Genomic DNA, 22,838 nt, shown 5'->3' with positions numbered 1-22,838 from the left:
GGCGAGAAAATTATTGTATCTTATCCGCCAGGATAACCGGGGAGGTTATTATTTAACTATGATATCCATGTTAAGAAAAACAAAGAAAAGTATATCCGTTTGCGTCATCCTGTTGATGACTGCTGCCCCTGCCTGGGCGCAGGAACAGGCATTGAAGCTGTGGTACAGCCAGCCGGCTGGCGCTATATGGGAAGCGGCATTGCCGGTGGGCAATGGCCGTTTGGGGGCGATGGTGTATGGCAATCCGGCGGAGGAACTGATACGGCTAAACGAAAACACCGTGTGGAGCGGTAGTCCTAACCGCAACGAAAATCATCATGCGCTGGCCGCTCTGCCCGAAGTCAGGAAGCTGATATTTGAAGGAAAGATGAAGGATGCGGCTGACCTGGCGGCTAAGACGATGCAATCGGAACGGATTAACGGAATGTGTTACCAGCCGGTAGGCGATCTCCAACTGCATTTCCCTGCACATGAACAATACCAGGGGTATTACCGGGAGCTGAACCTGGAAAAGGCTGTGGCTACCACTGCGTATACAGTTAATGGCATAAAGTATACCCGGCGGGTGTTTGCGTCTATCCCCGACCAGGTAATGGTAGTGCGGCTTACCGCGGAAGAGCCCCGCAGTATTACCTTTTCGGCTGCGCTGCATAGCCCGCAGCAATCGCGTGTAGCCGTAAACGGTAGCGACGAGCTGGTGTTGTCGGGCGTGAGCGGCGATAAGGAGGGTGTGCCTGGTAAAGTGAAGTTTCAGTCGCTCGTTAAATTCAAAGTGAATGGCGGTACGGTGTCAACCGCGGGCGATTCTATCCAGATCAGCCGGGCCGATGATGTCACCATTTATATTTCCATTGCGACCAACTTTATCAACTATGCCGATCTGAGTGCCGATGAAGGCAAACGCGCGGTCGCTTACCTGGATAAAGTAGGGAAGAAAGGCTATGAGGAAGTGCTGAAAGATCATATTGCTGCTTACCAGCATTATTTCAACCGGGTACAGTTATACCTGGGCAACAGCGATGCAGAGCGGTATCCTACAGATGTGCGGTTAAAGAACTTTGCTGCGGGTTATGATCCGCAGCTGGTGGTACTCTATTTCCAGTTTGGCAGGTATTTGCTGATTGCGTCCTCGCAGCCCGGCGGGCAGCCGGCTAACCTGCAGGGGATCTGGAACCCGTTGATGAACCCACCCTGGGGCAGCAAGTATACCATCAACATTAACACGGAAATGAACTATTGGCCTGCCGAAATCACCAACCTCACTGAAATGCATGAACCGCTGGTGCAGATGGTAAAAGATCTGTCTGTTACCGGCCGGGAAACGGCTAAGGTGATGTACGGCGCCGGTGGATGGGTAACCCATCACAATACAGACCTGTGGCGTATTACCGGGCCGGTAGATCCTATTTATTATGGCATGTGGCCTATGGGAGGCGCCTGGTTAAGCCGCCACCTGTGGGAAAAATATATGTTCAGTGGCGATAAGCAATACCTGCAATCAGTATACCCTGCTTTGAAAGGGGCGGCGGCTTTTTACCTGGATTTCCTGGTAGAAGAGCCCACGCATCATTGGCTGGTGGTAGCGCCGTCCATATCGCCGGAGAATAACCCGAAAGCTTATCCCGGTGTATCTATGACGGCGGGGGCTACGATGGATAACCAGCTGGTATTTGACCTTTTGTCTAACACCATTCACGCAGCAGAGGTATTGCATACCGACGCAGCGTTGGTGGAAAAAATGAAGGCGGTACGTAAAAAGCTGCCACCTATGCAGGTAGGGCAGTATGGCCAGCTGCAGGAGTGGTTGCAAGACCTGGACAATCCTGAAGACAAGCACCGGCATGTATCTCATTTGTTTGGGTTGTATCCTGCCAACCAGGTAGCTCCGGAAAGTGCACCGGCGTTATTCAATGCGGCCCGCACGTCGTTGATACAGCGGGGAGATGTATCTACCGGCTGGTCGATGGGCTGGAAAGTAAATCTCTGGGCGCGTTTGCGGGATGGTAACCATGCCTGGAAACTGATCAAAGACCAGCTCACACCGGCCGGAGTAAGCAACGGAGGGGGAACCTATCCCAACTTGTTTGACGCCCATCCGCCTTTCCAGATTGATGGTAATTTCGGATGTACTGCCGGCATTTCCGAAATGTTGCTGCAAAGCCAGGCTGGTTGTGTGCATTTGTTGCCTGCTTTGCCCGATGAGTGGAAAAGCGGCCGCGTAGCAGGCTTACGGGCAAGGGGAGGTTTTGAAATTAAGGAAATGGTATGGGAAGATGGAAAGCTGGCAAAGGTGACTATCTTGTCGACCCTGGGTGGGAACTGTCGTTTACGCGTACCCAATGCTTTGGCGACAAAAGGGTTGTTGCAGCCTGCTACCGGAACGCAAACGAATCCTTTCTACCAGGTGGACGCCATTGCGCCACCGCTGGTTCATGGGAAAGTGGATACGGCGGCTACCACTGCGCTGCCCACTACGATACAGTATGACTTGATGACGGAAGCAGGGAAAACGTATACCTTTACCAGACCGTAGTTTGCTGTCATATATTGAAAACGGGGCTGACCAACATTGTTGGTCAGCCCCGTTTTGTTAAGTGACTTTACAATACCAGTTGCTCATGCAGGCGTTGCAACGTATCGGCGGCGCTGCCGCTGCAAAAGCCGGGGTGTACACGGGAAGTTTGTACCACGCTGCTGCGCATGGCGGTGAGCCAGCGGAAGCGGCTGGGCATATCCAGTTTGCCGATGGGACCTCCGGCTTCGCTGCCCTTGCTGATTTCCACGAAAGCTTCCAGGTAAGGGCGAATGGTGTTGATATCTGTGTGGGGAGCAAGTGCCCGCAATTTTTCTTCGTTCAGGGTGAACATTGCCCCCAGAAATTTTTGTGGCCTGGAATAAAGGATGACGCCAACATTCAAAAATTCTTCCCGCTCTACGCTTGGTACAATGCGTATCACGGCATATTCATATAAGTGTTGTTCTTGCATGTTGTGCTTCTTTTACAAAAATTTCGGAGTGGCGGATGCGTGCCGTTAAAAATTCAAAGTATACGTCCCGGCGTTCTTCGGGCGATTCCGTATGTTGATCGCTGATGAGCCATTCATCAGGGATGATGTCGACAATACCACGTATACGCTCAGGCGTTAGTAGCAGCCGGAAGGCTGCATCTACAGTATCCAGTTCGCTGGCCTGTGGCAGCAATACATGGTCCTTTACCTGCACAAAGGGCCGGAGGGCCTGTTCCTGCCAGTTTTGCCAGGAGTGGTGAAAGTAAAGGGAAGCGCCATGATCTATCAGCCATAGTTCGTTGCGCCACATGAGCATATTGGTGTTGCGTGGGGTGCGGTCTACGTTGGTGAGCAGGCAGTCGAGCCACACAATTTGCGAAGCAAGCATGGCGGGTACGGTGTTCACCGTAGGATCGTAGGTAGTAGCCCCGGAAAGGTAGTGCAGGGCCAGGTTGAGGCCTACGCTTTTTTTGAGCAGGTCCTGGATTTCCTCATCCGGTTCGGTGCGGCCGAAGGCGGCATCCAGGTTGGCAAATACGATTTCAGGTACTTTCAGTCCCAGGGTCCGGGCTATTTCACCACCTATCAGTTCTGCGATTAATGCTTTCACGCCTTGTCCGGCGCCTCTGAATTTCAGCGCATACAGGAAACCGTCATCCGCTTCGGCAATGGCCGGAAGGGAGCCGCCTTCACGCAGGGGCGTTACATAGCGGGTGACATTAACGGTCCTTAGCTGAAGTTGTATATCTTCTATCATCTAATGTGGGTTGTCGTTACTTAAATCAGCGTATTCGCGGCCAAATTAACCAAATTTGTCCGCTTTGCCCATAAACGACCGGTAAGCGGCAATGGCGCGGGGCAATGCCCGCAATGGTCCGGCAGGCAATTGGGTATCGATTTCCAGGTGGTGATGGGAAATTTTACGGCTCCAGGTGCCGGCAATCTGTCCTTTGTTCACTACGGTAGGTTTATAGATACCATAGCCGGTAGCAGTAATAAGGGAGGCTGGCAATACATCGCTGCGGTCTTTATACGCCACAGTATACTCGTCGTAGGCCGGCAACAGCAAAGGACCGGTGGCCATTGTTTTCATGGGCATAGCGGCATCGAACCAATAGGCCTGCCCGTTGGCGATGAACGCGGTAAGCAGGTCTTTATTCTCCTCTAATCCCATTTTGATATCCTGCATACGCAATCCGCTCCACCATTGAAAGTCGTTGACGGTAGCAGGGCCCCGGCTACGGAAATACCGCAGCGTGAGCCGGGTAATGGCTTCCTCACGGGAGATGGCAGCAACGGGAGCGGCCCTGTCGTCCAGCAGGGCGTAGGTAAATTGTTTGCCCTGCCGGGGACCACTGCATATAATGCCTTCCAGCTCTGCATGCATGAGGTGAAATCCCAGGCGGATATCATCCGTATCGATACGGGCTTTGTGCAGTAATGGTACCAGTGCGGTGCGGGCAAGGGATTGGCCGGCCAGCGCCTTACCCAGTACCTGGCTGCTGCGGTGCAGGTCTTTATCCGTGATGCCGAGGCGGGCATGCAGGTTTTTATTGAACGCTTTGATGCGCGGAGCTGTCAGGGATAATATCCAGCGGATATCTTCCGGAGATACAAAATGCCAGGTGGGCCGCAGGATATGGGTGCGCAGGATTGTGCCTTCCTGTAGGGCCGCTTCTATAGAGGCATCGGTGCTTCCTTTTACGCGCATGCCAATGGCCCATTTGGCGCCGGCATAATCCTGGGCCTGCATGCAGCCCATCCACCGTACCAGGTCGGCAGCCTGGGTAAAGGTGGGCTGGATAAGTTGTTGCTGCCGCAACCGGAGTAATGCTATCTGCTGACTGTTCATATACCGAAATTATCCGCCAGGGGTGACAACCGTATGTCAGTTGGCCTGTGCCCTGCGGGAAAAATTTTCCGGATACTGTGCTGGTATGGCAGGGGGAGTAGTACCTTTGCCTCCGCCGTAATAATAACGGCGCCGAAAATAATCTCTATTGATGATGAAACGTTTGTTTGTTATTGTATTTCTCCAGCTGGGCGTGCTGAGCGCCAGCCTGGGGCAATCGGTCAGTGAAGACCTCAAAAAGAAAAATGTAAGTGATACCATCTTACAAAACCGCAACCTGGTATTGCCGGGCACCTTCGACGGCCAGAAGGCTTTGCTGCAGCTGTTTCCCGGACAGCATTACAAACGCAGTACCGGCAATGGCAAGTTTGATGAGCTGATCAACTGGGAATGTAAAACCTGCAAGGGCAAGCCTTACCTGAATATCTATGATGAAGGCAGCGATGTATTTCCTTTTCCGGACGGTGTGGCTACCCGACTGATGAATGTGATGGATTTCAAGGATTCTTCCGGGATGCAGTATAAAGTCATGAGCTTTAATCACTCTGAGTTTGATCCGGAAGGTTTCCAGGTATCGCGGTTTACCGGCGGCATATTGGGACTGGCAAAATTTGTATTAACCGACGGAGGCTGGAAGCTGCGGATGTATCAGCCGGTGATAGGCGCCTATGGCGCATTTTCCCAGTGCCCTACGCCTAAACCGTTGCTGATAGGCAACGACCAGTATGCATTTCTCCTTAAAAATCTGAATGGCGGTGCGGGTGGTCCTTTTGATGGCGACTATTACCTCATCGGTGGTATCAATGGTGGTTATCAGCAGATCATGGCTGCATATGGCGTAGAGCGTACCGAAGTAAGCGCTGAAGAAAATATGTCTGCCTGGACAAGTACCTACACGGTACCCGCCAGTGATAAAAAGTATTTCCGCGATATCGTGATTACGCTGAAAGGCACCGCCACGGCCGATGATACAGACCGGCTGCCGGAAGAAGTAAAAGCATTGCTGAAAGGGAAAAAGAAGATCCGTTTTACCGCAGAAGAGCGGTATGCATATAAAGGCAGCAAGGGGTATGAATTACAAAGCCCCGTGAAAGCTGCCTTGCTTCCGTGATATTTGTTTACGGGGCGGCGGTTTCCACCAGTCGTCCCGTAATTTTTTTACGGTGCATCGTTCCCCATTCAGACAACGCATTGAGTACGTTGCCCAGGGTAAAACTATATGACGTTAACTCATACTCCACCACATGTTTGATATCGGCATGTGCTACGCGGTGAATAAAACCATTTAGCTCCATTTCTTTCAGCTCGTTCGACAATACTTTGGCAGAAATGCCAATAACCAGGCGTTGCAGGTCGTTGAAACGCTTTTTACCGTCCATTAATGCGCCGATAATCTGTAGCTTCCATTTACCCCCGATGGCATACAGTGCGTCGCCTATGGCGTTCAGTTGGCCCTTGCAATGTTCCGGGCTGGGACAATTATTTTGATCCACTTGATACTGTTTTGCTAACCTACAGGTTAGGTTGAATGTTTAGTTACCAAAGGTAAGTAGTTTTGATCTACTAAAACAAGATTAAAAAATGGCAAAAATACTCGTGACCGGCGCCAGGGCAGGGAACCAGCGTCGATGAAAAGCTATGTGGCAAAGGCATTTAGCTTATAAAACAGAAAGGCGGGTAGACACCCGCCTTATGCCAACTTCATGTGTTTTTACGATGAAAATCTGAGTTATTAAAAGGAAACATTTAAATATGCCATAGTAATTTCTTTTTGTTGCCGTTTGGTTTCGGGCCTGTCGAGATACGTGCCATACCAGGAAGCGGCAGTATAAGTAATTTTCTGATCGCATTCCAGCAGCTTGTCTGCCAGTTCCAGCAATCCTTTCTGCAGGTTAGCCACGCCGGGTTTTAATAGCGGGTTGTTGATGTTGTCGCCCCATCCGAGGGCCTCCAGCCGGGCATCATAGCGGGCAAGGCCGCTGAGATATTCTTTTTTAAACTGCAACCATAACTGCCGGTCTTTTTCCAGCATAGCGGTGGCCGCTTTCATATGTTCGTTAAAGTATTGATTGCTTACCGCTTTCTCCTTCATGGGATCGGGATCAGTATATTCTCCGCTGGTAATCAGCGGAAGCGCTTTCAGGGCAGTATCTTCCCGCACATCGATGGCTTTGTGTACACTTATGTCCTGGTTGCGTAATTGCTTGTAATATTTCATTTCCAGGCTTTGCTGCCAGGCAGCCATTTCTGAAGCGAGGCTGTTGATATTTTCTATTTCTTTACCCATTTGTGCAGCCTGTCTGTTATTGGTTGGTTTGCCGCTGGCATCTATCCTCGCCACCAGGGCCGACAGCTGGTGGTGTCCTTTGGCATATACGTCTTGCAGGGGGATAACGGTGGTAACAGGATCGTCCTGGCGGTGCGCCAGTTTCCAGGCAGCCTCCAGCGATGCTGGCGGCTCTACCAGCTGCAGAGCAATAACAGGATGTAATTTTATTTTCAGGGCAGATTGGGCCAGCAGCGCCGGAGCGGTGAGGCAACAGCAGCACAGCGCGATTATTAATTTTCTCATGTCGCGATAATTTTGCTTGGGGAAAACATGTCTTTCTTCCGATAAAACTGTTGAGCAAAATTATCGCTATGAATGAGTGAAGGTATCAGTATAAATCGGGGCTCGTAAAATTCAGTAGTTGTACGTAGTTGCCGGGCGATCGGACAACGCCTTCAGGAAGGCGATGATATCTTTCATTTCGCCGGTACTGAGTCCCAGTTTAGCCGCTGTTAACGTTTGATAAGGATCTTTCATTCCCAGCCCGTTGCCGCCGCCGGCGTTGTAAAAGTCCATCACTTCTTCCAGGGAACCGAAGGCGCCATTGTGCATGTAAGGAGCGGTCATGGCAGCATTGCGGACAGTAGGCGTTTTAAAAGCGCGTTGATAAAATTCTATGGGAAAATATTCGAACCGGCCGGCATCTTTGTCGGGCTGCGGGTGGCGCAGACTACCGTTACCCGGCATGCCCAGGTTTTCGAATTCTGTCATTTGGTAGAACGGTGGCGTGAGGCCATTGAATAAAGGTGCAAAGTGGCAGGTAGCGCACTGGCCTTTTCCCATAAACAGGTTAAACCCGTTTACCTGGGCAGGCATCATCGCTTTTTTATCACCGGCCAGGTAGGCATCGAATGCGCTGGTTTGGGGCGACAAGGTAAAGAGATAAGCGGCAATGGCGGACGACAGGTGCGTCATACTGATCGCGGGAGTACTGTCGCCGGGGAAAGCTGCCGCAAAGGCCTGGCGGTAGGCGCTGCTGTCGTTCAGCCGGGCGAGGATGACGTCAGGGTGCCCGTTCATTTCTTCGGGATTGGCAATTACCGTTTGTATTTGTTTGGATAATGTATTAGCGCGGCCATCCCAGAACTGGGCATATTGAAATGCCGCATAATAGAGGCTGGGCGCATTTCTGCGGACATGATTTTTTTCGTCGGTTGCGAGGCTGGTCCGCAGCCCATCGCTGAAATATTTATCGGGTTGGTGACAGGTGGCGCAATTGCGTTGCCCATTGCCAGAAAGAGCTTTGTCGTAAAAGAGTTGCCGTCCTAACTTTACCTGCAACGCGCCGGTATCCGTACCTCCCGGGAAAGCAGCTGCACGCAGGGCATCTTTACTGAATAAATTTTTTGCGTTGTAGTTCAGCGCACTCCGGGTATGCTGATCCAGTTGCAGGTAACGTATTAGATTGCCTACGCTCTCCTGTAGCGGTAAAGCGCAGGTAGTGAGAAATTCCATGCGGTTAAAGCGGTCGAAATCTGTATGCAATTCCAGGTAGCTGATACACTGCACGAGGTAGCGGCTTACCACCTGTGTTTCGGGAGAGCTGGTACTGAGCCAGGGCTGCAGCACTGCCTGGATCGTACGCATCGATTGTGCAGTTTCGGCGATACCGCTTTTGAGTTCTGGAGCATCATAGCCGGTAATGCCATTAGCGTATAGGCGTACCAGTTCTATCCGCAGGCTTTCCATAATGTCTTTATCGGTAGCCTTAAACTGGTACAGGAGTGCGGGGATATCTGCGGCAGAAGAGCTGACCAGGTTAGCCTGATCCAGTAATGCCTGTTTGTGGATATAGGGATTTTTATCGAACAGTAATACCGCCATTTGCTGTAGTCCGACGGGAGGTTGATATTCCATGTAGGGCTCATCTATTTCCGTTTTTGCGGGGCGGTTATACACCATAGAAGAGCTGAAGAAAAAATAATCGAGGAAGTATTCAATGTGTTTATAGGCCAGCCGGCATTTTTTCAGGGCAGCTTTAGCGTGTTCAATGCTGGCGGGTTTGCCGGGAGTGATAGCCTGCATGGCTGTTTCCATTTCCCGGGAGGCGGCCGCAAAATTGGTGGCATCCTCCCGGAAAATAGTAATAGTATTGATTACACCTGTATCGGCAGGCGTTTGCTTAAATCCCCATGCCGAAAAGATGGCCAGTAAGGTAAATACCGGCCATATGATCCATTTCATTTTACTTAGACACATGAACGGTAAACGTATCTTTTACTACGTTGAATGCATCGGTCACCGTGTATTTGGTGGTAGCGGCGGTAGGCGTTACGGTAATACTTCTGCCGGTTTCGCTGCTATTGTTCCATTTATAGTTGCCGATAAACGAGGCGGTGAGTAGGGCCGATTGTCCTTTCTTAATGGTGATATCGCTGTGTTTATTCACATTTTTCATGATGGTAAACTGGTCGCGGATCGTGCCGTCGGCACAAACCCATTTCAGGTCGAGGCGGTTGTCCTGCACTTCCAGTACGGAAACCCCACCGTGGTCAGCGTCTGAAAAATACATGGCCTTATGTGGGAAGGTAGTTTGTTTACCTCCCAGTTTCCCGGCAGAACCACTTACCACGTATACGGTGCCGTTATTACGGGCACTGTCTTTCACGTAAGGCGTCGCATTGCTGCCGCCGTCGTAACGTCCGGAAGAGTTGCTGACATTGTGTTTGGCTGGGTCGAAGGTGTTGGCCATACCATAGTGGCCTTGTATGAGCCGGGATCTTTCATAGTCGTGACTATGACCATTCAGCACCAGGTCTACACCATTCCGTTCCAGTACCTGGATGAAGTTCTGACGGATGTGGATCAGTTCATCTTCTTCATCGGAGTTGTGCGAACCCATGGTATAGGGAGGATGATGCCAGTAGGCTACTACCCAGGCTTTGTTTTTATTGGCGGCCAGGTCTTCCTTTATCCAGCGTACCTGTGGTCCCAGGGTGTCATACAGGCGGTAGGCGCTGTCTTCTTTACCGTAGCTGTCGAGCGACAGGAAGTGAATATTACCAATATCGAAGGAGTAGAACGAGGAGGTGTGAGAAGGTACGCCACCGGATTCTCCTTCTGACGGCATGGTGAAGTTCTGGTAATAAGTAGTCTGGTGTGTTTCCTGTGCGTATTTGGCACTCAGGTCGGTATCATGATAGTCATGGTTGCCGGGAGCAGGAAACAGTGGGTATTTCTTCAACAGGTCGTCTTTATACACATTGAAGAATTTGGTCTGATATTCTGCATCGGTACCATCGGGATAGGCGTTGTCGCCGAGTAATATCCAGGCATTGAGGTGGTTGCTGCCCAGGTATTTCACCAGTTGTTCTTTTACCTGGCGCTGGTTAATGGAATTGTCGCCGCAATCGCCCAATGCGGCAATGCGGTACAGCCCTGTTTTACCGGGTTCTGGCAGCGTCACAAAAGAATTGTCGGCATTGCCTTGTAACACATCTTTCAAGCTCCCAATGCTATAGTAATAGCGGGTGCCGGGTTGCAGGTTGGTAAGCTTTACTTTATGTTCGGTGCTGAGGGCCAGGTCGTCTGTCTGCTGATCCAGTTTATCGGGTGTGGTGCCGTACTTTACCCGGCTGCGGGCGGAAGCATCGGTACGCCAACGAATAACGATACTGTTGCTGCTGGCGGCTTGCAGATAAGGACCGCGCAGCAGTGCCGGCGCAATGACGGCTTTCACTTTTTGTACAGGAGCTTCCTGTGCCTGTATACTGGTAAAACCGGTAACCAGCAACAGGCTGGCGATGATCATGGATTTCATATAATAGGAGACTATTTTTTTGTTGGCACTACTTCCAGTTGTTTCCCGGCAATATCTTCCCAGCGGTAGTAATGAAAGGTTTTGTCATCGCTCATCACGACAAACATTCCATGTTGGAACGTTTCATTCAGCGGAATGCTTACTATATCCGACCCGTCGCTGTGACTGGCACTCACTTTTACCACTTTCAACAGCCGGTGGGAGGTCCCTTCGCGGTTGAAGATATGGAATTTATTGGCTCCCTGGTCCGATACCAGGATATATCCTTTGGTGGGGGAAGTTTTGTAGATAGCAATACCTTCATGATCTTCCGTAAAACCAGTGGTGCCAAATACCGACAACTCTTCATTTCCCTTTTCAGGGTCGGCATAATATTGCCTTACACCGTACTGTTCATCGGAGTAGTAAACGTACCCGGCTTCATTGTCTACGGCTATAGCCTCAATTTCTTTCTTGCCGCTGTAACGGCCAAATTTACGTACCAGGGTTGCCGTTAATTTTCCGTTACCATTGTCTGATAAGCGATATTGCCATAAATAGCCTCCTTCCAGCGGCCCGGTTTTACGGCCGGCAATGGCGTATTGCTCGCCGGTTTTGCTGGTGTAAATGGCAATGCCCATACCGTCGCGGTATTGATGGCCTGTTTCGCCTTCAAAGATAGGAATGCCGCCATTGTCGATGGGGTCCATGTCGGGGAGTGAAAAGAAGCGGAGTTTATGGGTAATCCTTTCCGTAGTAACGGCGTAGTCTATACGTTTTCCGTTGAGCAGTAAGCCATAGCCAATGTCTACGTTGTTGGGCCGCTGGAGATGTGGTACTATCTTTTTGATCTTTCCCTGCAAATCAAATACGTAGAGGGCTCCTTCGGCCGATTTATCAGTGCCTATCACCAGGCTCTGTGCGGGATTGGCCGGATTTACCCAGATAGCCGGGTCGTCGGAATCGAATTGTACGGGTTCGGTGATTACCGCCGGTTGAATGGTGGTGGTATCCGTGTATTCGTTTACGTGAGTACCGGCTGGAGTAGCGCAGGCAGAAAAACACAGCAGTCCGCAGACTGCTGTGTTGAATAATATAAAATGTTTACGCATGTTGAAAAGGTGAATCGTTAGTTTTTGGTGCCAAGGGCACCGATAGTAGAGGAAGGAGCGGGCGATAAATACAGTTTACCGTTTAATACAAGTCCGTCGGGGAAATTGCGGGTAAAGGCAGTAGTGCCGGCGCCAATAGCAGGGGAACCTGCTTGTACATGGAAATCCCAGCTCTCGTTCAGATCCGGGTTATTCATCGCTGTGTTCAACGGGTAGTTCACGAATTTAGGATCATGGTCGCCCACGGTGGTGCTGATCAGGTCATTTTTTCCGCCTACTACATCTTTGCTGGGTTGGAACTGGGTAACAGTAGCCTGGTCAAAGCCATAGTAAAGGTTGTTACTGAAAGCGGAGCGTTGATCTTCCGGACCTTTGGTATCTCTCTTTATACCAAAACGTGCGTTGGCAAACAGGTTATTGTACAACTCTGCGTACACGGTAGCTTCCAGCCATACCGAACCGCCTTTTACCGTAGGCCTTCTCCAGCCGGTATTGAGAATGGTGTTGTTATATGCGATCACATGCGCCTGTGGGCTGCGATTGCCGGAGTTAGACAGCTTCAGGGCGTTGGTATTGGTAGCATAAAAGAAGTTAAACCCAACATCGGCCAGGCAGCCGGATTTAATATTGATGCCTTCTCCGCCTACGAGGCCGGTGCTGTAAAACTTATTGTTGGCGAAGATGATCTTACCACCTTCGATATAGGTACAGTCGTCCTGGAAGTGGCGGAAAGTACTGTTGGTAACTACCAGTTTACCGTTTACATTACTGAACCAGAGGGCAGGCAGGTTTTCCCCGCTTTTCGCCTTATACAGGCCTTGTTTCACGGAAGTAGATGACTCGGTGGTAGTGGCGCCACCATATTCTACAACGGTATTGTCGAGCAGGAGTTCCTTGCAGCTCTGGGCAGCCAGGATGCCGCCCCATTGCTTACCGAATTTGCGGCTGTCGGTGCGCAGGTTTTCTTCAATGGTAAATCTTACAGGGAATTCTTTAGTTCCCATGGAATAGAGATTACCCTTTACAATTACTTCCGGCTTGGCGAGGGTATCCATGATTACCAGCACGCCTTCTTCTATCACGAGCGATTTACCTTCCGGGATAATGATATCGCCGGAGATGCGTTTGGTGCTGCCTTTTTCCCAGATGCCATATACTTCCCCGGCCACCGTACCTGCGCCGGCCACTTCTTTGGTAAGGTCTACATCGCTGTTCGCTTTTTTGCAGGCGCCGCCGAGTATGGCGATCAGTAACGCGCTGCCAATGATTTGTTTGTAGTTCATGACGACGAATATTTTAAATGAGTTATAATTTGTAGCGTACGCCTAACAGGTAAGTTTGCTTGTAGTATTCTTTCCTGATCAGTGTTTCGTTGGCTTTGCCCTGGCCGGGTAATTCGGCATTTTCCGGGTTGACGCCTTTGATAAATATTTCAGCTGGTGTATTCAGCAGGTTACCGGCTTTAGCGAAGATGCTGAAGTGGTTGCGGAATCTCTTTTCCACAGAAATATCCATCTGTATAAATCCTTTCTGCCAGAGATCATTGTCTACGAACTGGGAAACGGTCACGATGCGGGGACCGGTGTATCCTCCGGCCAACTGTGCATCCCAGCCATGTTGTGTGTCTTTATACAGCAGGGAGAGGTTGGCGATGTGCTCTGACTGACCATATAATGGCCTGGTTTGATCTACTGCAATTGTTTCCAGGTCGCCTTTTTCATCCCTGATCCGGGCGCTTTTGCTGGTGGTAATGCTGGAATGGGTATAGGTATAATTGGCTTTGATGCCTATGTTACTGAAGAATTTGATATAGTCAACTTCCAGTCCATAGTTACGGGCGGTACCGAAGTTGCCGGCAGTGTAGTACTGGTCTTGCGGACGGGTGCTATCTGCTACAATCGTATTTTCGATAGGATCTTTTATCTGTTTATAGAAGATGCCTACGAGCAGCTGGTCGGAATGATTAGGGAATAATTCGTAACGCAGATCGAAGTTATTGGCTGTGGCGCGCTTCAGATCTGGGTTACCGCGTTCGGTGTAGTCTTCCTGTACAACGCTGCCGGGCACAATTTCAAAGAAGCCGGGGCGGTTCAGGGAGCGGAAATAGGACCCGCGGAGGTTCTGATGTTCCGTTAGTTCATATTTCAGGTTCAGGCTAGGCAACACATCGGTGTATACCTGGTTACCTGTCGGGCGTTTCTCACCCAATGAAAACAGCATGCTATACCCCTGGTTGGTATGTTCTACGCGTACGCCACCTGTTACTTCCAGGTCGGCGGCTTTGAATTTGAACATACCGTATCCGGCGCTGGTTTTTTCAGATGCATCGTAGGTGAGGGCATTCGCCACGGCGCCTCTGGGATTTTGTACATCCCAGGAAATGCCTGTATAGCTGAAGAAGTCTTTATTGTACAGGGCGCTGGGGGTAGATGGATAAAATACGTAGTTGTTAAAGAAGCTGCTTCTTTGTTTATCGCGGTATAATCCACCTGCAGAGAAATCTACTTTGGTACCGGCAATTTTGGCGGTGTAGGTCAGATCCAGGTAACCCGCGATATCGTTGTCGGTATTACGTTCCCAGCGGCGGTTACTTTCAGTGGCGGTGGTCATGGTATCGCGGTTGTTGTTGCGGATACCATTCAGGCTGATGGTGGTATTATCGGGCACCTCATTTTTAGCAGACGAAAAAACAGCTGACCATTGCAATTTTAATTTGCCGAATTTATGATCACCATGCAGGGTAGAGTTATAGATCTGCTGATTGATCTTCCTGGAGCGGTTTTGATAGCTGAGCTGCGCATTTCCGGTACTTGGGTCGTAATCAGACGAAAAGTTGGTTGTAATACCTTCACGGGTTTGAAAATTGAGGAGGTGCATGTACGCATTGTATAAGGACAGCTTATGGCGCTCGTTGAAAACATAGTCTAGTTTTCCATGAAATCCGCTACGCTGTTGTTGTTCGCTGTACTGGCGTTTCCGCATGTCGGTGATGACTTCTGTTTTTTCGGTAGCCACCGTTTTGCTCGAGTAGAAAGTGTTGCTTGTACCACGGAAGGTATTCTGATAGCTACCCGCGAGGATAACGCCCAGCTTATTATCCAGGAAGCGCTGGCCGATAGATAAGCCGGCTACCAGGTTAGGGGCAAAGTTTTTGTTTTTGTAGTTGAGCGTACCGGTAGCAAAATCGGCGGGAGTGGCGTTATAGTTTTTGCCATGTGCTTCGTAAGGCGATTTGCTGCGCATGCCACCGGCATCGAAGCTGGTAAAGCCTTTGTCTAATACCATCTGGCTATAACCGGTAGCCACATTGGCATTTACCGAAAACCTGCCTGGGGCGTCTTTCATGACCATATTTACCACACCGCCTACGGCATCACCTTCCATATTGGGGGTCAGTGACTTGTATACTTCGAGGCGGTCCAGCAGTTCGGAAGGGAAGAGGTCCAGGGGTACGTAGCGGTATTTATTATCGGGGCTGGGAATCTTTATACCGTTGATCAGCGTATAGTTATAACGTTTATCCATACCCCGGAGAATGGCATATTGGCCGTCGCCGTTGCTGCTGCGTTCCAGCGATACGCCGGATACCCGTTGGATGACGTTGGCCACGGTGAGGTCGGGCGATACCTCAATGGCTGCGCCAGACACGACGTTCATCACCTGCATGGATTTCTGTTCCAGTTTGCGGGCGGTTTTTTCGGAAGAAGCTTTGCTGTTGGCGGCTACTACTACTTCGCTCAGGCTTTTGCTATTGCGTTCACTGAGGTACACGGTGATGTGTGGATTATCTTTATCCACTACCGTTACTGTTTGTTTTAATGTTTTGTAGGTAAGGTGGGAAATGACAAGGACAAACTGGCCGGGATTTACTTTCTTAAATTCGAAAGAGCCGTCAAGACCGGTTACAGTAGCGAGGGTGGTTTGCTCCAGTACAACGGTAACGCCTACCAGCGGTTCTCCTGTTTTCTGATCGTATACATGCCCTTTGATGCTGGCTGCGTTGGCAGCGGTAATGCTCAGCAACAGGCATAGTAACGTTTGTAAAATTGTTTTCATTTTTGATGAATTTGATACGATTCGAGTTAGTGACGAATGGTATCGCAAATGTGCCGGGCTGCGGAAAAAAATGCAAGAAAGCAGCGTAAGCAAAACGTAAACAGCGTTAACAGGCCCGTAAACAAAGCGTAATCAGCGTATACAAATGGATTGTAAGTGGTTGATAATTAATTGTTTGTTTGTAACAAGAACCGCCATTACCAATATGTTACGTGAATATTACCGGAATGTTAAGCCTCAGAGCGTTTGCACAAAAGTGCTGAGGGTATCTCCTTCCGGTATGTTTAATTTTTTCCGGAGACGATACCTGGCCACGCGCAAACTATCGGGAGAAATACCGAGAATGGTAGCCATATCTTTTGAGTCCATATTCATTTTATGGAGGGCGAGTAATTTAATATCGTTGTTGGTAAGGTCGCTGTACAGTGCATTGAGTTTATCGAAAAACACCTGGTGCACCTGTTCGAAGATGCCGGTAAAATCTTTCCATTGTTTTTCGTGATTCACGTTCTGGTTGATTTTAAGTACCAGTTGCTGCAGTTGTTTTTTCTGGTCGCGTTTATCTTCCTGCACCATTCCCGACAGGGTATTGCGTAATTCATCGAGGAACTGGTTGCGTTGGATGACATCGAGGGTGTGGGTAGCCAGTTGTTTGCTTTTTAGTTCGAGCTGGTCTTTCTGGATGCGGTTTAGCTCCGCATTTCTTTCCGATACGGCCTGGGCCTGGCTGATCTTCAGCTTCTGGCGCGAGATGGTGAGCAGGCAAAGGAGGATGAGTAGTATCACCACGATGCCTACGGAGATATAAATGATGCGGTTGATATGATGACTGTTTTCCAGCTGCATAATTTCATCATTTTTTTTATTGGTATCGTAAATGATCTGGAGGAAGTTCATCTGCTGGTTGTTTTCGGCAGAATAAATTTCCAGCAGGCATTTTCGGCTCCACTCCATATAATAATAGGCGCTGTCGTGCTGACCCATCAGGTTAAACGCTTTGGCGATGTCTTTACAGGCGGCGGCTTCCTGGTATTTGTTGTTGGTATGGCGGGCAATGGCCAGGGCTTCTTTTGAGTAGGGCATGCTTTGTTTATAGGCGCCCGTTTTTCTTAATATATCGCCGATATTGTTGATCACTTCTATGCCGGCCAAATGTTCGTGGTGCAGATCATATAGTTGCAGGGCGGTGCGGAAGCAGGCGAGTGCGGTATCATATTTAGCCAGATCTTCCTGTATGGTGCCCAGGTTTTCGTATATGCCTGCCATGCCGAGAGTGTCTTTGGCGTTTTGGTATTGGGTTAGTGCCAGTTGCTGGAAGTACCGGGCGCTATCGTATTGCGATTGCTTTTCGTAGTAGTGACCAATATAGCCATAAGTAGCTGCCATACCAGTTTTATCATTGGTTTGGCGGTACAGCTGCAGGGCCTTGTCGTAGTGGGCTTTGGCAGCTTTTTTATTGATATTCCGGTAGTACAGTTCCCCCATATCGTTTAGTACGGCGGCTTCCTGGCTTTTGTGCTGTTGTGTACCGAAGATGGTAGCGGCTTGCTGGTAGTATTCGAGCGATTTGGCGTAGTGGCCGAGGGTGAAGCAGATTTTTCCCATTTGTTGCAGGCATTTGCCGGCGGTGAGTTCATCGCCGTTGGCTATGGCCATTTCCTGCGCCTTCCGCAGTGCGAGAAAGGCCGAGTCGGGCGATTGCCGGCCTGGTTTGGCGGTTAGTGTGATGGGCCCCTCAACAGGCTCGCCGGCAGCACGGGTGAATAGTGGAAGCAAGAGCAAGTACAGTGTCAGGAAAGGAAGAAACCTTTTCATTTTAACGGTAAATAAGCATCAACAATCCGCAAAGAATGTTTTTTTGTGTTAACTGTATGTTACCAAATCGATGGCCGCCGGTATAAAAGTGCTTGCGTCAGTATACTATTTTATATATTATTGTGACACTGGTTATTATTTTGACCCAGGTATTCATTCCAGTTAAAAATTGATTATGAAAAGAAAATTCTTATTTACGATGCTGCTGGCAGGTGGTTTTTGCGCGGCTCAGGCTCAGGAAAAAGCAAAGCCAGAGGATACAGAAGTATATACGCCCGTTCCGCCAGAAGTAAAACCCGGCAAATGCGGTGCAGCGCCTTCCGATGCGGTAATTTTATTTGACGGTAAAAACCTGGAACAATGGGTAATGGCCGACGACCGGAGCAAACCCGCCGAATGGACGGTAGGTTCCGGTATCCTGACCGTCAATAAACATGTAGGTAATATCGAAACCAAAAAGAGCTTTACTAACTACCAGTTACATATCGAGTGGAGAGTGCCTTCTGATATTACCGGTTCCGGTCAGGCCCGCGGTAACAGCGGGGTATTCCTGGCTTCCCTGGGTAAAGGCGATGCGGGTTATGAATTACAGGTGCTCGACTCTTATAAGAATAAAACCTATACGAATGGTCAGGCCGGTAGTATCTACAAACAATTTGTTCCCCTGGCTAATCCTACCCTGGCGCCGGGAGACTGGAATGTGTATGACGTGATCTGGACTGCTCCTGTTTTTGCGGCAGATGGTTCGCTGACCAGTCCTGCCCGGGTAACCGTTTTATTCAACGGTGTACTGGTACAGAACAATGTAGAAGTAAAAGGACCTACCCAATACATTGGCGCTCCGGCTTACCGCCAGGCACATGGGGCCTGCCCGATTAAGCTGCAGGCACATGGTGATAAGAGCGAGCCGCTGAGCTTCCGCAATATCTGGGTAAGAGAGTTGTAATTTTTCTCGCGAAGGCGCAAAGCAGCAAAGATTGAAGCGAATTTTAAGCCCGCAAAGCGTGAAGATTATGTAATGTAAAAATTACTACGTAATCTTCACGCTTTGCGGGCTTAAAATTCGCTTCAATCTTTGCTGCTTTGCTTCTTTGCTCCTTTGCGAGGGAAGAACCGCTCTGCAAAGGCAATATATTGTTGCCAGTCGTATATCGTTACATCGTGTTTCCCTGCCCGCACATGATATCTTACCCAGTCTCCCACCGGTTGATGCACCGCGGGATACTGATCGCTGCCGATCGCCTTTTCTCCGAATAATTTGTACACTACGCCGGCATGCCAGGCGCTTAAAAATTCACCTTTTGGATCAGACCATTGGTCGCCTTCTGCGCTGGCCACGTATAAAGGTCGTGGCGCTATCAATGCCAGCAGCATATGCTGATCTACCGGCATATCGTTAATGTGGGTGCTGTATTGTTTGTATTGGCTGTTAAACCAGTGGGGAAAGTGGTCGTTGATAATCGGCATAGTTTCGCCGTACCAGCGCCGGGCCAGTGCGGCTCCGCCTTCACCCGACTCGTTGGATATCACGATGGCAAACCGGGGATCGGCTGCGCCGGCCCAGAGAGCGGTCTTGCCCAGGCGGGAATGTCCGTTCAAACATACCTGTCTGGCATTTACCCGGGGATCTGTTTGGAGGTAATCCATCACCCTGGATAGTGCCCAGGCCCAGGCGCCGATGGCGCTCCATTCTTCCGGCGCTGTTTTCAGCGCGGTGCGTAGTTTAGTGCGGAATCCCTGTTTCCATCCTTCGGGGTAATCTTCTTCCACATCGCCATAGAAGAAGGTGACCAGGCCAAAACCATGCGCCAACAGGGTGTCTACCTGCCATCGCTCTGCCTGGCTCCCGCGGGAGGCTACTGTAACATGATTATTGACTACGCCGGAACCATTGATGGTATATTTCTCTGTAATTGGTATCGCAGGATCATTGGAAACACATTGGTTACCAAAGAAGTTCATACCCAGGAATACCGGCGCCGGGCGGGGAGTACGGGGCAGGTACATCAGGAGGTGAATCACGGCTGAAGTATCATTGTTAAAATAGATATCCACCAGTTTGCGGATAGCCGTGCCATTCAAGGCATGCTCATCGGTGGACATCACTTTTGAACGCATACTAACAGGGGTCCGGGGGAATTTACCATATACATTTTCCTCGAAAAGATGGAAAACGTAGGGACGTTGGGTATGCTGCCACTGTGCGGCGGTATGTACTTCTTTGCCATCGGGCATTTTCAGCACATCCGGCAGGGTATAGGGCGGCACTTTCGATTCGTCGGTATTGGACTGATGGAAGTCCTGGGCGCCGGCAGCAAGAAATGGAAACAGCAGCAATAAAAAACTGGTATGACGTAAAGACATGATAGTTACGTATATGGGTTCAGAAAAACGTGGAATATGTGTATACCAAGATAGGTAAATTAGTGAGAAAATTTGACAGGATAGTATTCCAATATTCAAATTGAATCTTTACTTTTAGTCTTGCTACGTTATGTAATACTATTCCACTTTATCCGGTTTCATGGAGCATGTAAACGCTGAAAAACATTTGCTTTTTTATATCTCAAACAATTATTTTAGTCGGATAATACTGATTTAAAATACCAATTCTTGCGTTAAGCCTTTCTTCAAATTCTGTAATTAAAGATTTCTTTTCCGCTTCAAAATTAACGGGTTCTACCTTCCAATCTACTTCAGACCATAGCCGCTTAATATCATTAATAAACGTTTCCTTCTCCGTATTAAAGTCATTTGGATAAGAATTAATCTTTACGCCAATATCAGATAACAAAGAGAGCCTATAATCATTAGGATCTCCCAGAAATATAACCGGAATACCCATAGCAGCTGCGGGTAAAGCACAATGCAATCTGGTTGTAACAATTAAATTAGCCGAATCTCTATATAAGGCGAGAAGCTTTTGCGCCTGCTCAAACTTATCTTTTTCAGGAACGTTTGGAGAAATCCTATGAGAGACGTGGATTGCATTATCTTCAATAAAAGCGGGTAGCGGAATGGGCACATCCACCAAAATGTTCCATCCGTTTGTTGGCCTTTTTTTTCTCTTTGGAAGAGTTAATGATAGACATTTACTATAAAATGAATCAACTCCAATCTCGCCGAGGCATTTTTGTGTAAAGCTGTCACGGCAACCAATGGGGGAATGAGTTCTCAGGTAGTTTATACAGTTAGGTGTTGACATTTTGTCCCAACAAGAATTGGTCACATGGAACCCCCAAAAAAAAGGAAAAACTGTATCGGAAGGTGGAAAATACTGAGGACTGTGAGTAAACCAGCCATTCATTACAACTACATATTTTGCAGGATCTAAAATCTGACCTAATTTATCTCTATTAAAGCGCTTTTTCACTAGAGGTATTAACCTTTCCATACATATAGACTGGATGTGGTCACCCAAATTATTTAACCCCTCATATGAAAAGCCAGCAAATCTAATATTTTCCATTAGTTAACAAAGTATTTTTCGGTTATCAATAAATTTCTCTAATATATCTACAACATCCGCTTTCAATCTCTCAAGACATGTCCGGTTAGCCTTATATTCTATTTGACCGTAACATCTTTTATCATGCTAAAATATAGCCGTTTTAATAACCGCATATTCTCAGTAATAATTAAGGCATCGGCTTTCAATCCATTCTTATATGGAATATAATAGTGGTTATTTGTAAATAGCCCTCGATCCAGATAAACTGTGGCTAAAAAACCACTATCCGTTGGGATATTTGAAATGTAACCTAATGTGCCCTCAACGATCCCTACTTCATTATAAGGATAAGCATCAAATCTTAACTGAACATTTTGACCAACTTTTACTTTTCCGAAATTATTTTGGGAAAGATATGTCCTAACGCTGTATTTAGTATCCTCAGGGATTATATAGCCAATAATATCCCCTGAAACAACAGACTGATTCTCCTGCAATGGAACTACAAAAGAAATTATTCCGGAAACTGGTGAACTAATAATATATTTTCTGCTCCAATCACATACTGCGCTTTGAAAAGAATGAAGTGCCTGAAAAAAAAATATCTGCTGTTGAGATAGGTCATGGTTAATTTGTATTAATTCCTTACGCTTTTCTCGTTGAAGTGCATCATTCTGTATCAAGCTAGCCTGTAAATCAGGAATGACCGCTTCTTGGTTTACATACTCTCTTTTTTGAACTCTAAATTGCTCTAACGAAAGCACCTTTTGTTTCATTAGGCTCTCATTCATTACAAAAGATTCGCCTGCCAGTTTAACACTTTCTCTGACTAAGCTTTCCTTATACTCAATTCTATGCTTCAATTCGTCCAGGGAACCTATATCTTTTTCTATTAAGCCCAACATAGTTAGATAAAATCCATTAACCTTGTAGTCGCAAAATTTCTGATAGGATACCATGAAATCTCTATAGCGATCCTGAAGTTCTCCCAGCCTATCAAATTTTGTATTAAAGGCCCATGACAATTTTGAGAATGCTCCTTCATTTACCCACCTTTCAGTGCTGTCCAATAATACTGATAGCTTTATTACTTCCTCGTGATTGGCTGTGCTTTCCAGCCAGGCAATTGTACCATTCTTTTCGACTTTATGATTATTAACAACCAACAGCTTAACTAACCTGGCATTCTGTCTAGGAATTATCTCCTTTGGACCATTTTCTGCCCAAAGAACTCCCCTTGATTTAACTATATTGGGGTACTCAATAAACCACGAAGCAGCAAAGCATAGCAATAGTACAATGATGCAAATTAATAAACCCCATCTTTCGAACACTCCCAAGTTCTCAGAAATTATATCGGAGGCACCATCAGATATTTTAAAACGCTCATCGTCATAAATATCGTTATTTAAAACCAAAGCCGGCTGCATTATCTCTTCTTTTGTAGCTGCATTGTTTTCTACCATAGAATAGGAT

17 protein-coding genes are annotated in these 22,838 nt (G+C 48.3%); 3 read left to right on the top strand and 14 right to left on the bottom strand.

Annotated features, from left to right (window positions below):
• Positions 1–67 precede the first annotated feature (67 nt).
• On the top strand, positions 68–2,533 hold the full coding sequence (locus HGH91_RS22760; protein ID WP_168741100.1) for a glycosyl hydrolase family 95 catalytic domain-containing protein: 2,466 nt from the start codon (positions 68–70) through the stop codon (positions 2,531–2,533).
• Positions 2,534–2,600: 67 nt separating this feature from the next.
• On the opposite strand, the gene HGH91_RS22755 is transcribed toward HGH91_RS22760, so the two are convergent.
• Genes HGH91_RS22755 through HGH91_RS22745 form a run of 3 tightly spaced genes read right to left on the bottom strand, consistent with a single transcriptional unit; the run spans position 2,601 to position 4,860 of the window.
• Positions 2,601–2,987, bottom strand: a complete 387-nt coding sequence (locus tag HGH91_RS22755; protein ID WP_145673050.1) for a DUF3037 domain-containing protein — start codon at positions 2,985–2,987, stop codon at positions 2,601–2,603.
• Positions 2,965–3,765 carry a HipA family kinase gene (locus tag HGH91_RS22750; RefSeq protein ID WP_168741099.1) on the bottom strand — a complete coding sequence of 267 codons (801 nt, stop codon included), beginning with the start codon at positions 3,763–3,765 and terminating at the stop codon, positions 2,965–2,967. Before HGH91_RS22750 ends, HGH91_RS22755 begins: the two co-directional genes overlap by 23 nt.
• 45 nt (positions 3,766–3,810) lie before the next feature.
• Positions 3,811–4,860, bottom strand: a complete 1,050-nt coding sequence (locus tag HGH91_RS22745) for a winged helix DNA-binding domain-containing protein (RefSeq protein ID WP_168741098.1) — start codon at positions 4,858–4,860, stop codon at positions 3,811–3,813.
• A 151-nt stretch (positions 4,861–5,011) separates the two neighbouring features.
• Here HGH91_RS22745 and HGH91_RS22740 point away from each other — a divergent pair, with 151 nt between their 5' ends.
• Complete coding sequence (locus HGH91_RS22740) at positions 5,012–5,971, top strand: hypothetical protein (RefSeq protein ID WP_168741097.1); 960 nt, start codon at positions 5,012–5,014, stop codon at positions 5,969–5,971.
• 7 nt (positions 5,972–5,978) lie between these two features.
• Here the strand turns inward: HGH91_RS22740 and HGH91_RS22735 are convergent, their stop codons facing one another.
• The 8 genes from HGH91_RS22735 to HGH91_RS22700 all read right to left on the bottom strand — a co-directional run bounded on the left by HGH91_RS22735 (position 5,979) and on the right by HGH91_RS22700 (position 17,911).
• The gene (locus HGH91_RS22735) at positions 5,979–6,353 is read right to left on the bottom strand and encodes a winged helix-turn-helix transcriptional regulator (RefSeq protein ID WP_168741096.1); all 375 of its coding nucleotides are present in this window, start codon (positions 6,351–6,353) and stop codon (positions 5,979–5,981) included.
• Between the two features lie 239 nt (positions 6,354–6,592).
• Positions 6,593–7,432 (bottom strand): hypothetical protein, encoded by an 840-nt coding sequence (locus tag HGH91_RS22730; protein ID WP_168741095.1) that lies wholly within the window; start codon positions 7,430–7,432, stop codon positions 6,593–6,595.
• 111 nt (positions 7,433–7,543) lie between these two features.
• Entirely contained in the window at positions 7,544–9,373 is a 1,830-nt protein-coding gene (locus HGH91_RS22725) for a cytochrome-c peroxidase (RefSeq protein WP_211092395.1), read from the bottom strand.
• Between the two features lies 1 nt (position 9,374).
• Positions 9,375–10,949, bottom strand: a complete 1,575-nt coding sequence (locus HGH91_RS22720; RefSeq protein WP_247651818.1) for a purple acid phosphatase family protein — start codon at positions 10,947–10,949, stop codon at positions 9,375–9,377.
• An 11-nt stretch (positions 10,950–10,960) separates the two neighbouring features.
• The gene (locus HGH91_RS22715; protein ID WP_168741094.1) at positions 10,961–12,040 is read right to left on the bottom strand and encodes a phytase; all 1,080 of its coding nucleotides are present in this window, start codon (positions 12,038–12,040) and stop codon (positions 10,961–10,963) included.
• Between the two features lie 17 nt (positions 12,041–12,057).
• Positions 12,058–13,323 carry a right-handed parallel beta-helix repeat-containing protein gene (locus tag HGH91_RS22710; protein WP_168741093.1) on the bottom strand — a complete coding sequence of 422 codons (1,266 nt, stop codon included), beginning with the start codon at positions 13,321–13,323 and terminating at the stop codon, positions 12,058–12,060.
• 22 nt (positions 13,324–13,345) lie between these two features.
• Entirely contained in the window at positions 13,346–16,096 is a 2,751-nt protein-coding gene (locus tag HGH91_RS22705; protein ID WP_168741092.1) for a TonB-dependent receptor, read from the bottom strand.
• A gap of 237 nt (positions 16,097–16,333) precedes the next feature.
• Positions 16,334–17,911 carry a tetratricopeptide repeat protein gene (locus HGH91_RS22700; RefSeq protein ID WP_168741091.1) on the bottom strand — a complete coding sequence of 526 codons (1,578 nt, stop codon included), beginning with the start codon at positions 17,909–17,911 and terminating at the stop codon, positions 16,334–16,336.
• A gap of 175 nt (positions 17,912–18,086) precedes the next feature.
• On the opposite strand from HGH91_RS22700, the gene HGH91_RS22695 reads away from it, so the two are divergent.
• Positions 18,087–18,857: a DUF1080 domain-containing protein gene (locus HGH91_RS22695; RefSeq protein WP_168741090.1), complete on the top strand. Its 771-nt coding sequence runs from the start codon at positions 18,087–18,089 to the stop codon at positions 18,855–18,857.
• Positions 18,858–18,979: 122 nt separating this feature from the next.
• On the opposite strand, the gene HGH91_RS22690 is transcribed toward HGH91_RS22695, so the two are convergent.
• The 3 genes from HGH91_RS22690 to HGH91_RS22680 form a co-directional block, all read right to left on the bottom strand.
• Positions 18,980–20,275 (bottom strand): acetylxylan esterase, encoded by a 1,296-nt coding sequence (locus HGH91_RS22690; RefSeq protein ID WP_168741089.1) that lies wholly within the window; start codon positions 20,273–20,275, stop codon positions 18,980–18,982.
• Positions 20,276–20,477: 202 nt separating this feature from the next.
• Positions 20,478–21,380: a polysaccharide pyruvyl transferase family protein gene (locus tag HGH91_RS22685; RefSeq protein WP_168741088.1), complete on the bottom strand. Its 903-nt coding sequence runs from the start codon at positions 21,378–21,380 to the stop codon at positions 20,478–20,480.
• A gap of 98 nt (positions 21,381–21,478) precedes the next feature.
• The gene (locus tag HGH91_RS22680) at positions 21,479–22,828 is read right to left on the bottom strand and encodes an HlyD family secretion protein (RefSeq protein WP_168741087.1); all 1,350 of its coding nucleotides are present in this window, start codon (positions 22,826–22,828) and stop codon (positions 21,479–21,481) included.
• Positions 22,829–22,838 lie beyond the last annotated feature (10 nt).

The organism is Chitinophaga eiseniae, assembly GCF_012641265.1.
Classification (GTDB): domain Bacteria; phylum Bacteroidota; class Bacteroidia; order Chitinophagales; family Chitinophagaceae; genus Chitinophaga; species Chitinophaga eiseniae_A.
This window is presented reverse-complemented; position numbering and strand designations above follow the sequence as displayed.